The 14600-nt window shown below is 72.7% G+C and carries 15 protein-coding genes and 2 pseudogenes; 10 read left to right on the top strand and 7 right to left on the bottom strand.

Annotated features, from left to right (window positions below):
* The first annotated feature begins 144 nt into the window (after positions 1-144).
* Positions 145-1641 (top strand): glycoside hydrolase family protein, encoded by a 1497-nt coding sequence (locus FHX81_RS08055; RefSeq protein ID WP_141976548.1) that lies wholly within the window; start codon positions 145-147, stop codon positions 1639-1641.
* Between the two features lie 70 nt (positions 1642-1711).
* Positions 1712-3055, top strand: a complete 1344-nt coding sequence (locus FHX81_RS08050; protein ID WP_141976546.1) for a hypothetical protein — start codon at positions 1712-1714, stop codon at positions 3053-3055.
* 123 nt (positions 3056-3178) lie between these two features.
* Here FHX81_RS08050 and FHX81_RS08045 read toward each other — a convergent pair.
* The 5 genes and pseudogenes from FHX81_RS08045 to rpmB form a co-directional block, all read right to left on the bottom strand.
* Positions 3179-3359: pseudogene (locus FHX81_RS08045) on the bottom strand (GTP-binding protein); the annotation flags it as partial.
* A gap of 57 nt (positions 3360-3416) precedes the next feature.
* Positions 3417-3650: a 30S ribosomal protein S18 gene (gene rpsR / locus FHX81_RS08040; RefSeq protein WP_141976544.1), complete on the bottom strand. Its 234-nt coding sequence runs from the start codon at positions 3648-3650 to the stop codon at positions 3417-3419.
* Positions 3651-3659: 9 nt separating this feature from the next.
* Positions 3660-3956, bottom strand: a complete 297-nt coding sequence (rpsN, locus tag FHX81_RS08035; protein ID WP_141976542.1) for a 30S ribosomal protein S14 — start codon at positions 3954-3956, stop codon at positions 3660-3662.
* The gene (gene rpmG / locus FHX81_RS08030) at positions 3956-4123 is read right to left on the bottom strand and encodes a 50S ribosomal protein L33 (protein ID WP_033439124.1); all 168 of its coding nucleotides are present in this window, start codon (positions 4121-4123) and stop codon (positions 3956-3958) included. The genes rpsN and rpmG overlap by 1 nt, the downstream gene beginning before the upstream one ends.
* Positions 4123-4362: a 50S ribosomal protein L28 gene (gene rpmB, locus FHX81_RS08025; protein ID WP_141976540.1), complete on the bottom strand. Its 240-nt coding sequence runs from the start codon at positions 4360-4362 to the stop codon at positions 4123-4125. The genes rpmG and rpmB overlap by 1 nt, the downstream gene beginning before the upstream one ends.
* Before the next feature lie 47 nt (positions 4363-4409).
* On the opposite strand from rpmB, the gene mrf reads away from it, so the two are divergent.
* Together mrf and FHX81_RS41200 are read left to right on the top strand one after the other, a co-directional pair.
* A complete protein-coding gene (mrf, locus tag FHX81_RS08020; protein WP_141976538.1) occupies positions 4410-5504 on the top strand; it encodes a ribosome hibernation factor-recruiting GTPase MRF in 1095 nt (364 codons plus the stop codon).
* A gap of 51 nt (positions 5505-5555) precedes the next feature.
* Positions 5556-5732: pseudogene (locus FHX81_RS41200) on the top strand (HAD family hydrolase); the annotation flags it as partial.
* A gap of 228 nt (positions 5733-5960) precedes the next feature.
* Here the strand turns inward: FHX81_RS41200 and FHX81_RS41195 are convergent.
* Positions 5961-7004 carry a lytic polysaccharide monooxygenase auxiliary activity family 9 protein gene (locus tag FHX81_RS41195; RefSeq protein ID WP_246107688.1) on the bottom strand — a complete coding sequence of 348 codons (1044 nt, stop codon included), beginning with the start codon at positions 7002-7004 and terminating at the stop codon, positions 5961-5963.
* 330 nt (positions 7005-7334) lie between these two features.
* Here FHX81_RS41195 and FHX81_RS08010 point away from each other — a divergent pair, with 330 nt between their 5' ends.
* Positions 7335-8012 carry a GNAT family N-acetyltransferase gene (locus tag FHX81_RS08010; protein WP_141976536.1) on the top strand — a complete coding sequence of 226 codons (678 nt, stop codon included), beginning with the start codon at positions 7335-7337 and terminating at the stop codon, positions 8010-8012.
* 67 nt (positions 8013-8079) lie between these two features.
* Here the strand turns inward: FHX81_RS08010 and FHX81_RS08005 are convergent, their stop codons facing one another.
* Entirely contained in the window at positions 8080-8868 is a 789-nt protein-coding gene (locus FHX81_RS08005; RefSeq protein WP_141976534.1) for an MOSC domain-containing protein, read from the bottom strand.
* Between the two features lie 151 nt (positions 8869-9019).
* Between FHX81_RS08005 and FHX81_RS08000 the strand changes: the two genes are divergently transcribed.
* The 5 genes from FHX81_RS08000 to FHX81_RS07980 all read left to right on the top strand — a co-directional run bounded on the left by FHX81_RS08000 (position 9020) and on the right by FHX81_RS07980 (position 14542).
* On the top strand, positions 9020-10510 hold the full coding sequence (locus FHX81_RS08000; RefSeq protein ID WP_246107687.1) for a serine hydrolase domain-containing protein: 1491 nt from the start codon (positions 9020-9022) through the stop codon (positions 10508-10510).
* A 122-nt stretch (positions 10511-10632) separates the two neighbouring features.
* Complete coding sequence (locus FHX81_RS07995; RefSeq protein WP_141976532.1) at positions 10633-11964, top strand: extracellular catalytic domain type 1 short-chain-length polyhydroxyalkanoate depolymerase; 1332 nt, start codon at positions 10633-10635, stop codon at positions 11962-11964.
* A gap of 444 nt (positions 11965-12408) precedes the next feature.
* Complete coding sequence (locus FHX81_RS07990; RefSeq protein WP_170231972.1) at positions 12409-12801, top strand: SgcJ/EcaC family oxidoreductase; 393 nt, start codon at positions 12409-12411, stop codon at positions 12799-12801.
* Positions 12802-12857: 56 nt separating this feature from the next.
* Positions 12858-14270: a hypothetical protein gene (locus tag FHX81_RS07985; RefSeq protein ID WP_141976528.1), complete on the top strand. Its 1413-nt coding sequence runs from the start codon at positions 12858-12860 to the stop codon at positions 14268-14270.
* Positions 14267-14542 carry a 2Fe-2S iron-sulfur cluster-binding protein gene (locus tag FHX81_RS07980; protein ID WP_141976526.1) on the top strand — a complete coding sequence of 92 codons (276 nt, stop codon included), beginning with the start codon at positions 14267-14269 and terminating at the stop codon, positions 14540-14542. The genes FHX81_RS07985 and FHX81_RS07980 overlap by 4 nt, the downstream gene beginning before the upstream one ends.
* Positions 14543-14600 lie beyond the last annotated feature (58 nt).

The following is a 14600-nucleotide window of genomic DNA, read 5'->3' as shown; positions in this document are numbered from 1 at the left end:
CCAGACACTTGGGAAGTACTCCCCTCGGCGCCCATTATTGAGGACGGACGCCGATTAGTAAAGCAGTAGTAAAGGTCGACCGTGCCTGCACGGTCCGTGAGCACCGCTCACTCACATGTATGAGCGGCCACTAGACTGGGTGACGTGTCCCCGGGTCGACGGCTTCTCGCGCTGCTTGCTGCCTCCGCACTCGTCGGCACGGTCACCGCGTGCAGCGACCCGGTCGCCAGCGGTGCGATGCCCACCTCGTCCGCGCCGAAGAGCACGTCGTCCACGCCGGCCCCGCGGCCAACGCCGAAGAAGCTCACACTCGCCGTCGACAAGCCGCGCGAGAGCGCCGGCGTCGTGATCCAGGGCGCGGGGGACGCGCCGTACAACTACGCGCCCGCCGTGCTGCAAGAGGGTGGCCGGGTGCGGGCGTGGTGGTGCAGCCAGATGAGCATCGCGCAGCCCGGCGGCGACGACATCCTCCACAGCGAGGGACCGTCGGTGGACGGCCCCTTCAGCACGGCCGCGCCCGTCTTCTCCGGCAGCTCCACCGGGTTCGACGCGATGCACGTGTGCGACCCGTCGGTGGTCCGCGTCGGCGGCCGCTACTACATGTATTACACCGGCGCGTCCCGCGACAACCACGCCAACGGCAGCTCCATCGGCGTCGCCAGCAGCTCCGACGGCATCACCTGGACCCGCGGGAACAACGGCCAACCGATCGTCGTGCCCGCCAACGACGTCCTCCGCGAGAACACCTACGGCGCGGGCCAGCAGTCCGTCGTGCACGTCGACGGCTGGTTCTACCTGATGTTCACCGACACCACGGGCCGCGCGTCGCACCCGAACGGCGCCGGCCAGTACGTGCTGCGCTCCCGCGACCCCATGTTCGGCAAGGGCGTCGAGGCGTTGGGGGAGAAGGGCATGGCGCCGGTGTCCGCGACGAACCAACCGCGCACCCGGTCGGTGGTGGAGGCGTTCAGCTCGGACTGGATGTGGATCGACGCCGCGTCGGCTTTCGCGATCGCCCACTCGACCGACCACGGGACCACGATCACGTTCTGGAACGCCGACTTCACCCGCCAGCCGTTCGACCCGGTGCTGATCCCGGGCGTGTGGCGCGAGGGCCCCGGTCTGCTGCGCACCGCCGAGGGGCACGCGCCGATCGACCCGACCGACCCGTGCGGCCGGGTGTCGCTGGACGTGCTGCGCTCCACGGTGATCGGCGGGGCGAACGCGCCGACGGACATCCGGCACTTCGGCCTCGACGCGGTCGGCCTGGCCGGCTGCGCCACGAAGGCAGAGGCGAGCGCGCTCGACCGCTTCGCCGTGCCGTCACCGGAGAACACCGTCGACCTGGTGGTGGGCGACGAGGTGCTGCGCTTCGAACGCCGGTCGGTGGCCAAGGAACTCGCCCGCGGCGTGCTGGCGCGACGGCCCGCCGTGGTCGACTCGCTGCCGGTCGCGGCGCGCGTGCCCGCGGGCGCGGAGGCGGTGCGGTCACCGGACGGCGTGCTCGGGCTGCTGCTGGACGGGAAGCTGTGGGTCGTCGGTTCGGTCGACGTGGCGGCGCTGAACTCGTCCCCGATCACGACCGTGTCCGCCGAGCAGTGGTCGCGCTACGAGCGCGGCCGGGAACTCGTCGCACCCTGACCGGAGGACGCCCGCGGGGGTGCGGGTACTTTCCCGCTACCAAGTCGACTGGCGCAGGGGAGGGCCGCCGATGACGGTGACGACCGAGGACCCGCCGGTGAGCGGGGCACGGCGGCTGGCCGCGTTCGCCGGCAGCCTGCTGCCCCTGCCGGCCGGACCTCCCGCGCCACGCGGCCGGACCGCGACCGGGTACGCGCTCGCGTTCGTCGGCGCGCTCGGGTTCCTGCTGCTGTACCCGGCGGGTCGGGCCCGGCTCGACCACCTGTGGGCCGAGGACGGCGCGCGGTTCCTGCTGGACGCGGTGACGCGGCCCGCGTGGTCCAACCTGGTGGCGCCCTACGGCGGGTACCTGCACGCGCTGCCCCGGCTGGTGGCCGAGCCGGTCGCGCTGCTCCCGCTGGAGTGGGCCGCCGCGGGTTTCGCGGTCTCGGCGGCGGTGCTGCGCGTCGCGGTCGCCCTGATCACGTTCGCGGCGTCGGGCGCCTACCTGCGGTGGGTGCCGCTGCGGTTCGCGCTCGCGGCGCTCGTGGTCGTGCTGCCGGCCGGCAACTCCGAGCCGGTGAACAACATGACGAACCTGCACTGGTTCCTGCTCTACGGGATGTTCTGGGCGTTGCTGTGGCGCAACGCACCGCGGGTGCCGCTCGCGCTGTTCGCGTTCCTGGCCGCCCTGTCCAGCCCGCTGGGCCTGCTGCTCGTGCCGGTCGCGCTGCTGCGGCTGGCCCTGCCGCGCAAGGAGGTGCCCATCGCCTTCCTGGTGGGCGCGCTGGTGCAGGGCGTGGTGATGCTGTTCGCCGAGCGGACCCCTTACTCGCACGACGCGGTCGACCCGGTGCAGGTGGCGCTGGCGAGCGTGCTGCGGGTGCCGGTGGTGGCGTTCACCGGGTCGGAGCAGGTCGCCCGGATCTACCCGGGCCAGGGCAACCTGCCGGTCCTGGCCGCGCTCGTGGCGGCGGCCGTGCCGATCGCGGCGGGCCTGTGGTGGGGCGACCGGGCGGGCAGGCTGGTGGCGGTGCTGGGCGCGGCGCTCAGCGCGATCGTGATCGTCGTGTCGCTGACCGCCAACTGGGCCGCGGTGCTGCAGGTGCAGCAGCCGGACGTGGTGCTGGCCGGGCAGCGCTACAGCATCGCCCCGTGCCTGTTCCTGTTCACCGCGATGGCTGTCGGTTTGGCCTCCGTGCCCGCCCGGCGGTGGCAGCACCTGGGGGTGGTCGCCGCCCGGTCGGTGATCGCGTTCGTCGTGCTGGTGAGCGTGAGCCAGCACCTGCGTGACCCCGCGGTCGTGCTGACCGGGGTCCCGTGGGGTGACAGCGTCGCCCGGGCACGGGCGCAGTGCGCCGCGGGCGGGCCGGTGGGCCGGCTGGACCACGAGCCGGTGACCTGGTTCTTCGAACTGCCCTGCCGCCACCTCTGACCCCGCCGGGCGCGGCGGCGCCGGAACCCCACCCGGACGCCGCCGGTCAGCGGGAGGCGCGGGAGGAGGAACACGTGCTCGTGCGCGTCGACGTCGTCCCACGGGTAGCAGGGGGTCGGGGAACCGCCGCGTGCAGCAGGTGCAGCCGATGGTCAGCTCGACCAGGCGCTCGCCGCCGCGGCCGGCGACGAGCGAGGCGCCGGCGGCCTTCGCGGTTGGCGAGCACGTGGTTGAGCGGCGTGGTCTTGCCCGCGCCGAGGAAGCCGGACAACACGGTGACCGGGACGCCCGTATCGGGTGTCAACCTGTCGGGGGAGTGCGGTGCGCCCCGCCGTGGCGGCGGGGCGCACCCGGGGATCGGTCAGCGACCCTTGGTGGGGTAGGGGAGCAACGCCATCTCGCGGGCGTTCTTGATCGCGGTGGCGACCTGGTGCTGCTGCTGCGGCGTCAGACCGGTGACCCGGCGGGACCGGATCTTGCCGCGGTCGGAGATGAACTTGCGCAGCAGCGCCACGTCCTTCCAGTCCACTGTGGTCACGCCCTCCTTGTGCAGGACGTTCACGCGGCGCTTGGCCGGGCGCTCGGGGCGGGGCACGGTTCCCTCCTACCAGCTCGACTTGGTCACGCCGGGCAGCTCGCCCCGGTGGGCCATCTCGCGCAGCCTGATCCGGGACAGCCCGAACGCGCGGAACACCGCACGGGGGCGGCCGTCCACGGTGTCGCGGTTGCGCAGGCGGGTGGGCGACGCGTCGCGCGGCAGCCTCCCCAGCGCGCGCTGGGCCTCGGCACGCCGCTCGGGGTCGGTGCGGATGATCTCCTTCAGCTCCGCGCGCCGCTCGGCGTGCCGGGCGACGGTCTCGCGCCGCTGCCGGTCCTTGGCGATCTTGGACTTCTTCGCCATCAGCGCTCCTCCTTGAAGTCGACGTGCCGGCGCACCACCGGGTCGAACTTCCGCAGCACCAGCCGGTCGGGGTCGTTGCGGCGGTTCTTGCGCGTCACGTAGGTGTAGCCGGTGCCCGCCGTGGAGCGGAGCTTGATGATCGGCCGCACGTCGGTGCTCTTGGCCATCAGACCTTCACCCCCTGGCGGCGCAGCTCGGCCACCACGGCCTCGATGCCGCGCTTGTCCACGGTCTTGATGCCCTTGGTCGACAGCGTCAGCACGACGTGCCGGTTCTCGGAGGGCAGCCAGAACCGCCGCCGCTGCGTGTTGGGCAGCCACCGGCGCGAGGTGCGCCGGTGGGAGTGCGAGACCTGTTTGCCGTAGCCGGGCTTGCGCCCGGTGACTTGGCAGTGCCGTGACGACACGCTACCTCCAGTTTGAAACGACAATCGTTTCCGTTAGGCTAGCCCACATGGGAACCGAGGTCCTACTGGTGTCCGGCCTGGCGCGGCACGACGTGGCCGAAGAGGTCTGGCGCGCGACGCCGGGATCGGTGCTCGTCCGGCACGACCTGCGCGACCTGGCGCAGGGCGTGGTGCGCCGCTGGGTGGACGGCGAACTGACCGTCCTCGAACTGGCGCACGGCTGCGTCTCGTGCACCCTGCGCCTGGACCTGCTGCCGCTGCTGGAGCGCCTCGGCGGCCGGGTGGTCGTGCACCTGGACCCGGCGCTGGAGCCCGAAGCGGTCTGCTTCGCCCTGCGCGAGGTCGACGTGCGGGTGCACGCCGTGATCGCCGTGGTCGACCGCGCCACCTGGCTCGCCGACGCGACGGGCGACGACACGCTGGCCGAGCGCGGCCTCGGCGCGGTCGACGGCGACGAGCGGACCGTGGCCCAGGTGGTCGTGGGGCAGGCGGAGTTCGCCGACGCGATCGTGCTGACCGGTGGCGGCGGCGACCCGGTCCTGGGCGCCGTGCTGGACCGGCTGTCACCCCTCGCGCCGCGCCGGGACCGCGACCGGCTGGACGTGCCGGAACTGCTGGCCGCCATCCCCGAGGGCGCGCGGCGCGGTCGGTTCGACGACGGGTTCGGCCCCCTGCTGCACGGGCAACCGCCGCTGCGGCCGGCCCACGGCGTGGCCGTCGTCCACTTCACCGGGCGCCGCCCGTTCCACCCCGTGCGGCTGCACAAGGCCGTCGACGTCCTGCTCGACGGCGTCGTGCGCACCCGCGGGCGCGTGTGGCTGGCCGGTCAGCCGGACGTCGCGCTGTGGCTGGAGTCCGCGGGCGGCGGGCTGAACGTCGGCAACCTCGGGCCGTGGCTCGCGGCCGTGGACGACTGGTCGGAGTACCCCGCCGAGCGCCGGGCGATCGCGTCGGCGGTGTGGGACCCCCACTACGGTGACCGGTCGCAGGAACTGGTGGTCATCACCGCCTCCGCCGTGCCGGACGAGATCACGTCGGCGCTGCGCGAGGCGCTGGTGACCGACGAGGAGCTGGCGCTGGCCGACGAGCTGGAGTTCGTCGACCCGTTCACCGGGTGGCACGACGAGGTGGAAGACCGCTGAGGCGGGTCGGTCCGCGTCGGGGCGGTCACCGGGCTCACCGGCGCCGCGCCCGTCCTGCTCACCGGCGACCACCGCGCCACCGCCGACCGGCTCGCCGGCCGGGTCGGCATCACCGACGTGCGCGCCGGGTTGCTGCCGGACGAGAAGGTCGCCGCCGTGCGCGAACTCGAAGCCGACGGGCACCGGGTGACCGTGGTCGGTGACGGCATCAACGACGCACCCGCGCCGGCCGCCGCGCACACCGGCATCGCGATGGGTGGTGCCGGCGCGGACCTCACCCGGCCCGTCGCGTCGTGGTCGCCGACCTGGTCATCGCCGGCGCGTGTCATCGTCGGGCTCAACGGCCCGCGCCTGCTGCGCGCCGCCGCCTGGCGTCGGGCCGTCCGCGAGTCCGGGGGCGGGCACACCGCCCGGCCTGCCGCCCCGACGTGGTGCGGCCGGCCGGGCGTCGGGCGGTCAGGACGCGGTGCAGGTGAGGGACGGGGTGCCGAGCGCGCCGGAGGCGACGAAGCCGAACGTGGTGCTCGCCCCGGCGCCGAGCGCGCCGTTGTAGTTGACGTTGCGCGCGGTCACGGAGGTGCCGGTCGTCGTCGCGGCGGCGCTCCAGATCGAGTTGATCCGCTCGCCGTTGGCGAACGTCCAGGTCACCGCCCAGCCGGTGATGGGCGCGGAACCGGCGGTCACGCGCACCTCGGCCTGGAAGCCGCCGTTCCACTGGGACGTCGTGCGCAGGGTCGCGGAGCAACCCCGTGCCGGGACGTCCGTGGTCGTGGTGGTGGTGCTGGTCGTGGTGGTGGTGGTCGTCGTCGTGGTCGTGGTCTGACCGCCACCGGTGAAGTTGACGTCGCTGCAGAAGTAGTAGGACTGGTCGAGGTGGCTGGCCTGCCACACCGTGTAGAGGACGTGGTGGCCGGTGCGGCCGGGCGCGTTGACCTCGACCGGCGTGGTGCTGCCGGTGGCGATCCGCCCGGTCTGACCGACCAGCTCCAGGTCGCTCCAGCGCAGCTTCTGGGTCTTCGGGTCGAAGCCCTGCCGCGTGGCGTAGACGCGCATGTAGTCGGCGCCGTGCGACGACTGGTCGTGCAGGTTCAGGGTGAACCGGCTCGGGCGGTCGACGGTCTTCCAGTTGCCGGGCTCGTCGAACGCGGCGTAACGCCCGTTGTGCGCCAGACCGGCGCTGCACAGCTGACCGTCGGGGATGGCCGCTTCGTGGTTGCCGGCGACGCCCTCGCGGAACAGGCCGTTCCAGTTGTACATCGCCGACGAGTCGGACTGCCACGCCTTGTAGCACATGGGGTCTTCGGTGGCCATCTGCTGCGTCGGGCCGTTGGGCCACCGGTGGTAGCAGGCGTACTGGCGCGCGGGCGGGTCGCTGACGGCGCCGTGCGCGGACGCCGTGCCCGCGCCGAAGGTCGCCAGCAGGGTCGTCAGCAGCGCCAGGCAGGCGCCGAGCACCGCCGACACCCGCCACAGGGAACCGGGGCGGGACGGGACCCGCACGGTCAGCGCCCCTGGAGTGGGAGCGCTCCCAGAAGGGTGAAGCATGTCTACCGCCAAATCTTCGTTGATCGACGACGTGGACTTCAGCGGTTCCAGGTGTGATGCGCGGGAACCGGATGGCTGCCGGGCGTTGCCTCGCGCTCTTTCTGGGAGCGCTCCCAGCCTCGGTCAGTGTTGGCACGCCACCCCCGGTTGGCATCGGCCATTCGGGTGATGTTGCGCAAAGCCGCCGACTGGCCGGGGTCGCCCTGGTGAGAACGGTCGGCGAGGCGGCCACCGTTCGGACCCTTGCGCTCGCCGGTCGAGGTCTATTGCCATATAGTTGCAACAATGACGACCGGCTCCGCACCGACCGACACGACCCTCACCGACCTGGTCCGCCGCTGGGAGCGCGGCTGGAGCGCGTGCCGGGGCTGGGCCACGCCGCAGGAGGCGGGCGGCGGTCTGCACCTGCTGCAGCACCGCCCGGGGCGTTACCGTGAAATCCTCGCCCTGCACGACGATCCCGCGGTCGTGCGCGCCCTGGCAGACGAGGCCGCCGCCGACGGGAAGGCCACGTGGTTGACCGTTCCCACGACCGATCCCGACAACGTCGAGCGCGTCCTGCGGGACGCCGGCCTCCACGTCAAGCGCACCCGTGAGTGGCTGATGACCCGCGCCCTGGCCGACCACCCCCGACGTGCGGTTCCGGACCAGTACCGGACCACCGCCGGCGGGACCGGGGTGGTGCGCGTCGAGGTGCTGCACTCGTCCGGCGAACCGGCCGCGAGCGGTCAGGCCGCGATCACCGGCGAGGACGCCGTCCTCGACCGGATCGAGACCGTCCCGACGCACCGTCGCCGGGGCCTGGGCAGCGTGGTGGTGGCGACCCTCGCGGCGGCGGCCGTGACCCGCGGCGCGCGCCACGGCATCCTCGTCGCCAGCCCGGACGGGCAGGCGCTCTACGCCACCCTGGGCTGGACCGCCGCGTCGGCCGTCGTGATCGCCACCAACCAGCCGGACGGGTGACGCGTCACGGCGGGCCCGACGTGGGTCGTCCGCCGACACCGCGCCGAACGGCGGGTCGGACCTGCGCTCAACGCCATTCGGTGACGGTGACCTCGTCGCCCACCGCGATGTGGCCGGGTGTCAGTACGGAGGCCTTCAGGCCGAAGCTGACGCCGTCGGGTGCGCGGCGGTAGTCGGCCAGCGTGCGCAGCGGCTCGGGGCCGACGCGCACCCCGGTCGGCTGGTCGACCAGCGTGACGGCGCAGCGGATGGCCAACTCGCCGAAGCCGATCCCGACGCCGCCTACCGTCATCCGGCCCACCCGGTCCTCGGTGTGCGGCTCGGGCCAGCCGGTGATCACCACGTTCGGCCGGAACCGGTCCATCGGCACCGGTTCCGCGCCGCGCCGGGCGATCCGCTCGTTCAGGTGGTCCAAGGTGGACAGCGACAGGACGTGCAGCGCGGTGAGGTCGAGCCCGGCGCGGGCCCGGCTCTCCCGGGACGGCTCGCGCACCAGGCGGACCGGCGTGCCGATCGCCTCGGACAGCCACTCGGCCGCCTCGTCGCCCTGGTCGATCCCCGACCCCGGCCACTTCTCCACGTCGACCGGCCGGCCCGGCCCGTCCGCGATCACGTCCAGCACCAGCTCGCCCGCGCCCGGTGCGCTCAACGCGAGCTTCGCGCCGTCGTGCAGCACCCGGACCCGGACGGCCGCCAGCCGGGGCGCCTCGCCCTGCCAGACGGTCGACCCGCTCGGCCCGACCGGTGCGAAGAGCCGGTCGTGGACCAACCCGGTCGGCCCGACCTCGGCCCGGTCCACGACGACCCCGGCGCAGCCCTTGATCGGGTAGGACGTCAGCGCGTGGACGGTGGGCATGCGGTCAAGGTACTCGGCGGAAACGCTGCGGGAGCACGATTTCCCCGACCGGTCCCGCGGTCCACGCCACGGGTGCGCCGACGGTGGACCAGCCGGCGGACGACCGGGTGGAGGTCGGCGGAAGAGGGGCGCATCCGGGGGAGCCCGGTCGGTGGAGCCCGGGAGGATCAGGGACGACGCGGACCCCGCGGAGGTGCTGAAGCTGGTGGGCGCGATCGCCCGGGCGACCCGGGACGGCCCGGACCGCGCCGCACGGGCCGACCGCCCGCTCGCGCTCCTGCTCGCCGGCCTGCGCCGGCGCTGGGTCGCGGCGTCAGGGCCGTGTCAGCGCGGTGGCGGCCCGGTGTCAGGACGGCACGTGATCGTGGCTCCGGCGCGGGACGGCCGGTCCCGCGACGACGAGGAGGAGCGCGACATGGCGATCACGGCGGGTTCGGGTGTCGAGGACGGCTGGGGGAAGGTCGCGGACGTGTTCCGGGCGAACTTCGACGACCCCGGCGAGGTGGGGGCGGCGTGCTGCGTCTACGTGGACGGCCGTCCCGTGGTGGACCTGTGGGACGGCCTGGCCGACCGCGCCGCGAACCGGCCGTGGACCTCGGACACGGTCGTCCAGGTCGCGTCCACGACGAAGGGCGCCGCCGCGATCTGCGCGCACCTGCTGGTCCACCGCGGTCTGCTGGACCTGGACGACCCGGTCACCCGGTACTGGCCGGAGTTCGGGGCCAACGGCAAGGACGGGATCCCGGTGCGCTGGCTGCTGTCGCACCAGGCGGGCCTGCCGGTCGTGGACGGGCCGCTGACGTTCGAGCAGGCGTGCGACTGGGACCCGGTCATCCGCGCGCTCGAAGCGCAGCCCCCGCTGTGGGAGCCGGGCACCCGGCACGTCTACCACGCCGTCACCTACGGGTACCTGGTCGGCGAGGTCGTGCGCCGGATCACCGGCAAGTCCCTGGGCGCGTTCTTCGCCGAGGAGGTGGCCGGTCCGCTCGGGCTCAGCGCCTGGATCGGCCTGCCGGAGGAGCAGGAGCCGCGGGTGGCCGGGTTCGAGGACGCCGCGCCGTTCACGGTGGAGGAGCTGCTGGCCGGGATGATCGCCACGACCGGTCTCGACGCGGACACCGTGACCGCGTGGGTCCAGTCGATGTGGACCCCGGACGCGGTCCAGATGCACGCGGGTTCGCTCGGCGGGGCCCTGGACCCCACGACCGGCTACTTCCGCACGCGGGAGTGGCGGGCGGCGGAGTTCCCGGCCGCGAACATGGTCTCGGACGCGCGGTCGCTGGCCCGGATGTACGCGGCCACGGTGAGCGAGGTCGACGGCGTGCGGCTGCTCGACCCGGCGACGGTCGAGGCGATGACCGCCGTGCAGACCGACCGGACGCGGATGTACGGGGTGCCGGACGGGCTCGACCTCCCGGCAGACCGCTCCTTCAACATGTCCCTGGGCTTCTGGCGGTCCTGCGCGCCGCTGCCGATGGTCGGCCCGTCGTCGTTCGGCCACCCGGGCTCGGGCGGGTCGATCGCGTTCGGCGACCCCGACGCCCGCGTCGGCTTCGGCTACGTCACCAACCTGTGGAACTACCGCGCGGACGACCCGCGGGCCGCCGGCCTGGCCGCGGCCGTCCGGTCGTGCCTGGGCTGACCGTCCGGACCGCCTTCCGCCCGGGACCTGCTGAGACGCCGGCCGTTCCAAGGCTTGCCGACCCGAATCGTTTCGCTTGATACTTCGTAACGTTTCGGGTCACCGTCGACGCGGAGGAAGCGATGAAGCTGAAGGACGCGTTGGTCGGGGTGGTCGCGGCGGTCACCGGTCTGGTGGGCGCGACCCTGGTGGCGATGTCGTCACCGCCGGCCGCCTCGGCGGCGAGCCTCACCCAGGTGACGAACTTCGGCGCCAACCCGACCAACCTCCAGATGCACCTGTACGTGCCGGACCGGGTGGCGGCGAAGCCTGCGATCCTGCTGGCGATCCACTACTGCGGCGGATCGGGGCCGGGGTTCCACGCGCAGACGCAGTACGCGTCGCTGGCCGACCGGTACGGCTTCGTCGTGATCTACCCGACCGTGACGCGCAGCAGCAAGTGCTGGGACGTGTCCTCGCCCGCGGCGTTGCGGCGGGGTGGCGGCAGCGACCCGGTGGGGCTGGTGGCGATGGTCGACTACGTGAAGCAGCGCCACAACGGCGACCCGTCCCGCGTCTTCGCCACCGGCACCTCGTCCGGCGCGATGATGACCAACGTCCTGCTCGGCGACTACCCCGACGTGTTCGCCGCGGGTGCGTCGTTCGCCGGCGTCCCGTTCGCCTGCTTCGCCACCACCAACGGCTCCGAGTGGAACAGCCAGTGCTCGGGCGGCCAGCTCATCAAGACCGCCCAGCAGTGGGGCGACCTCGTGCGCGGCGCCTACCCCGGCTACACCGGTCCCCGGCCCCGGGTGCAGATCTGGCACGGCACCAACGACGACACCCTGCGCTACCCCAACTTCGGCGAGCAGGTGAAGCAGTGGACCAACGTCCACGGCCTGAGCCAGACGCCCACGTTCACCGACACCCCGCAGTCCGGCTACACCCGCACCCGCTACGGCAGCGGCGGCGGCCAAGCCCCGGTCGAGGCCATCAGCATGCAGGGCGTCACGCACAACATCCCCGTCGACGCCGCCCAGGTGATCCGCTTCTTCGGTCTCGACGGCACCACGCCGACGACGACCACCACCACGACGACCACCACCACCACCACCACGACCAGCACGACCACGACCACGACGACGCCGCCCGGCGGAACCGGCTGCCGCGTCGCGTACTCGGTGAGTGCCTGGAACACCGGCCTCACCGCCGCGATCACCATCACCAACACCTCCGCCACGCCGGTCAACGGCTGGAGCCTCGCCTTCACGCTCCCCGGCGGGCAGCGGATCACCGGCGGCTGGAACGCCACCTACAGCCCGACCAGCGGTGCGGTGACCGCCCGCAACGTGTCGTACAACGCGGCCATCGCCCCCGACGCCTCGGTGGGCATCGGCTTCCAAGCCGACCACACCGGCGGCACCGGCGAGCCCACCGCCTTCACCCTCAACGGCACGGCCTGCACCATCGCCTGACCCGGGGGCGGACATCCCGCCACTCGGATCGAGCCGGTGACGGCGGCCCTGATCGACAGGGCCGCCGTCGGATCACGTGCGTCATCAGGTAGCTCGCCGCGCAGCCGTCGAGCCGGGCCGCGACCGCGACGACCCGCGCCACCACGTCGTGCGGCCAGCGCCGGCCGGTCCCGTCGCGGGCGATCGGGCGATCTCGGCTCCCCGTCGTGCCTCGCGGCGTGGACTCGATCTCCACGATCGGGAATTGTTTCGAATTCCCAATACCGCTGCCACGGTTCGGAGTTCTCGTCAACCGCCATTCGTCGAACGCATTGTAGTGGTTCGGCGCATTGCCTTCCGGGTCGCGCGGAATAATTTGGCAGCCAGACGTAGGACGTGTATATCTCGATGGTGTGGTGGAGGTGGTCGACCGCGTCGGCGCGGCGAGCTGGAATGGGGTGCGAGTTGGATACCGCAGGAGTCGCGGAAGCGATCGAGGTCTTCATCTCCGGGTGGAACGACCACGATCTCGTCCGGCATTTCTCCGTGTTCGCCGAGGACGCGGACTTCGTCGATGTCGTGGGCCGGCGGATGCGCGGTCGGGCGGAGATCTTCGCCGACCAGTCGGCGCGGCACGCGCAGCGGTTCGCGGAAAGCTCGGTCCGCACGCTGGACCTGGACATCCGGATGCTGCGCGAGGACGTCGCACTGGCGCACTACCGGTGGGAGATGGTCGGTGACCGCGGGCCCGACGGAAGCGGTACCGGTGTGCGTCGCGGAATCTTCACGTTCACCCTCTGCCGCGAATCCGGCGCCTGGCTCGTGGTGGCCGCGCACAACACCGAATCGATCGTGTGAAGACAACTTCCCGAGCTGGAGGATAAGTGCGAGAAATGCACGTCATAGAGCATTCCATGTCCGCCGAACGGGCCGTGGTGCCGTTGTCCCGATTATCGCTCGAAGTGCCTCAGGCGGAGAGACGGATCCTGGGCGCACGCCCGCTGGAGGTGCCGTTGCTCGTGCTCGAAGGCGAGCGGCGAACGGAGTCGGTGCTCGCGCTGGCACCGCCGGCCGGCGTCCTGCTCGACTTCGCCGAACTGGGCCCGTTGGCCTCGGTCACGGCGCTGGCGTCCACCGAGACGGGCTTCCTGCAGACCCGCGTGCCCGTGTTCGACTTCCCCGGACCGCTGGGCCGGGTCGCGGAGCTGTGCCGCGCGGCGGGCGCGGAGATCGTCCGGCACGACGAGGTCGGGTTCCGGTCCTGGTTCGAGACCAACGCCGGGGAGTTCCCCCCGGTCGCCGAGCTCTGGCGGCACGCCCTCGACTTGCCGCCCGAGCGGCTGGAGGCGCTGCTGGTCCCGTTGATCTACCTCAACCACCTGTGGCGGCAGGGCAACCCCGAGCAGGACCCCGCGCTGGGCCCCAGCGCGATGCCCGACCCGCTGCACGAGCTGCTCACGCTCGTCGCCGCCGAGGTCGGCACGATCCCGCGGTTCAGCCAGATCGTCATGACCATGATGGCCTGGCAGCTCGACGGCTCGACCGACGGCGAGCCGATCACCCACGCCGACCTGGTGTCGCTGGACCGGATGCGCCACCCGTTCCGGCTGGACGAGGGCAACCAGAGCGAGCTGGACCTGTACCGGTCGTTCTTCGCCGTGGAGGCGTTCGGCGTGCCGCTGTACGGGTGGGGCGCGTACGCGCTGGAATGCGCGGCGGTGGACGACCGGGCCGGCGGGACGCTCGCGCTGACGATGGTCCGCGCGGCCCTGCGCAACGTCTACACGTACACGAAGATGCTGATACCGCGGATCGACGCGCACCAGTTCCGCCGGTTGCAGGTCACCTACGGCTGGGTCGGCGACGAGGTGAACGGCGTCGCGTCGGGCTACCAGCTGCCGTTCATGCTGATGCTCGACGCGCTGTTCCACGTCAACTACCGGCACGACGGCGTGGTGGCCGCGCGGGCGAACAACCTGCGGTTCGTCCCGGAGCACTGGAAGCGCTTCTTCCGCCTGGTCTACGACCGGCAGCCGGCCCTGAAGACCTGGGTCGCCGAGGCCGGTGACGCCGGCCTGGAGGCCGCCTACCTCGGCTGCGTCCAGCTCTTCGGCCTCTTCCGGCAGATGCACCGCCACCTCGGCGGCCAGGTCATCAAAGGCGGCACGACCACCGGCCGCATCTTCGCCGACGCGCACGACAACTACGCCAACTTCATGGACGAGATGGCCGCGCTGGTCGCGGACACCACCGCGACGGGTGATCTCGCGGCACCGGTGACGCCGGACAGCCCGACCGCCGCCGCCAGCCGCGGCGAGGCGCGATGATCACGGTGACCATCGCCGGCGAGCGGTTCGCCGTGCCGGCGGGCACCACCCTCCAGCAAGTGGACGACCTGCACCGCACCGCGCTGGTGTTCGGCTGCCGGGCCGCGCAGTGCGGCGCTTGCGTCATCCGGGTGACGTCCGGCGCGACGCACCTGAGCCCGCCCGACGAGGACGAACTGGTCGTGCTCGACGTGCTCGGCGTCGACGGCGACCACCGCCTCGCCTGCCAGTGCACCGCCTTCGGCGACATCACCCTGGAAATCGCCGAGTAACGCGGGACCTCGACGCCCGGTCGAGCCGCTGTCAGCCACTCGACGCGCCCCCTGCGGG

The organism is Saccharothrix saharensis, from assembly GCF_006716745.1.
Classification (GTDB): domain Bacteria; phylum Actinomycetota; class Actinomycetes; order Mycobacteriales; family Pseudonocardiaceae; genus Actinosynnema; species Actinosynnema saharense.
Note: the sequence above shows the minus strand (reverse complement) of the source record. Positions and strands in the feature narration are given on the sequence as shown.

What these genes read in the sequence shown, in the direction of transcription:
- FHX81_RS08050 (WP_141976546.1), top strand. Translation starts at nt 1,712, where the DNA reads ATGACGGTGACGACCGAGGACCCGCCGGTGAGCGGGGCACGGCGGCTG.
- rpsN (WP_141976542.1), bottom strand. Translation starts at nt 3,956, where the DNA reads ATGGCGAAGAAGTCCAAGATCGCCAAGGACCGGCAGCGGCGCGAGACC.
- rpmG (WP_033439124.1), bottom strand. Translation starts at nt 4,123, where the DNA reads ATGGCCAAGAGCACCGACGTGCGGCCGATCATCAAGCTCCGCTCCACG.
- mrf (WP_141976538.1), top strand. Translation starts at nt 4,410, where the DNA reads ATGGGAACCGAGGTCCTACTGGTGTCCGGCCTGGCGCGGCACGACGTG.
- FHX81_RS08010 (WP_141976536.1), top strand. Translation starts at nt 7,335, where the DNA reads ATGACGACCGGCTCCGCACCGACCGACACGACCCTCACCGACCTGGTC.
- FHX81_RS08005 (WP_141976534.1), bottom strand. Translation starts at nt 8,868, where the DNA reads ATGCCCACCGTCCACGCGCTGACGTCCTACCCGATCAAGGGCTGCGCC.
- FHX81_RS07995 (WP_141976532.1), top strand. Translation starts at nt 10,633, where the DNA reads ATGAAGCTGAAGGACGCGTTGGTCGGGGTGGTCGCGGCGGTCACCGGT.
- FHX81_RS07985 (WP_141976528.1), top strand. Translation starts at nt 12,858, where the DNA reads ATGTCCGCCGAACGGGCCGTGGTGCCGTTGTCCCGATTATCGCTCGAA.
- FHX81_RS07980 (WP_141976526.1), top strand. Translation starts at nt 14,267, where the DNA reads ATGATCACGGTGACCATCGCCGGCGAGCGGTTCGCCGTGCCGGCGGGC.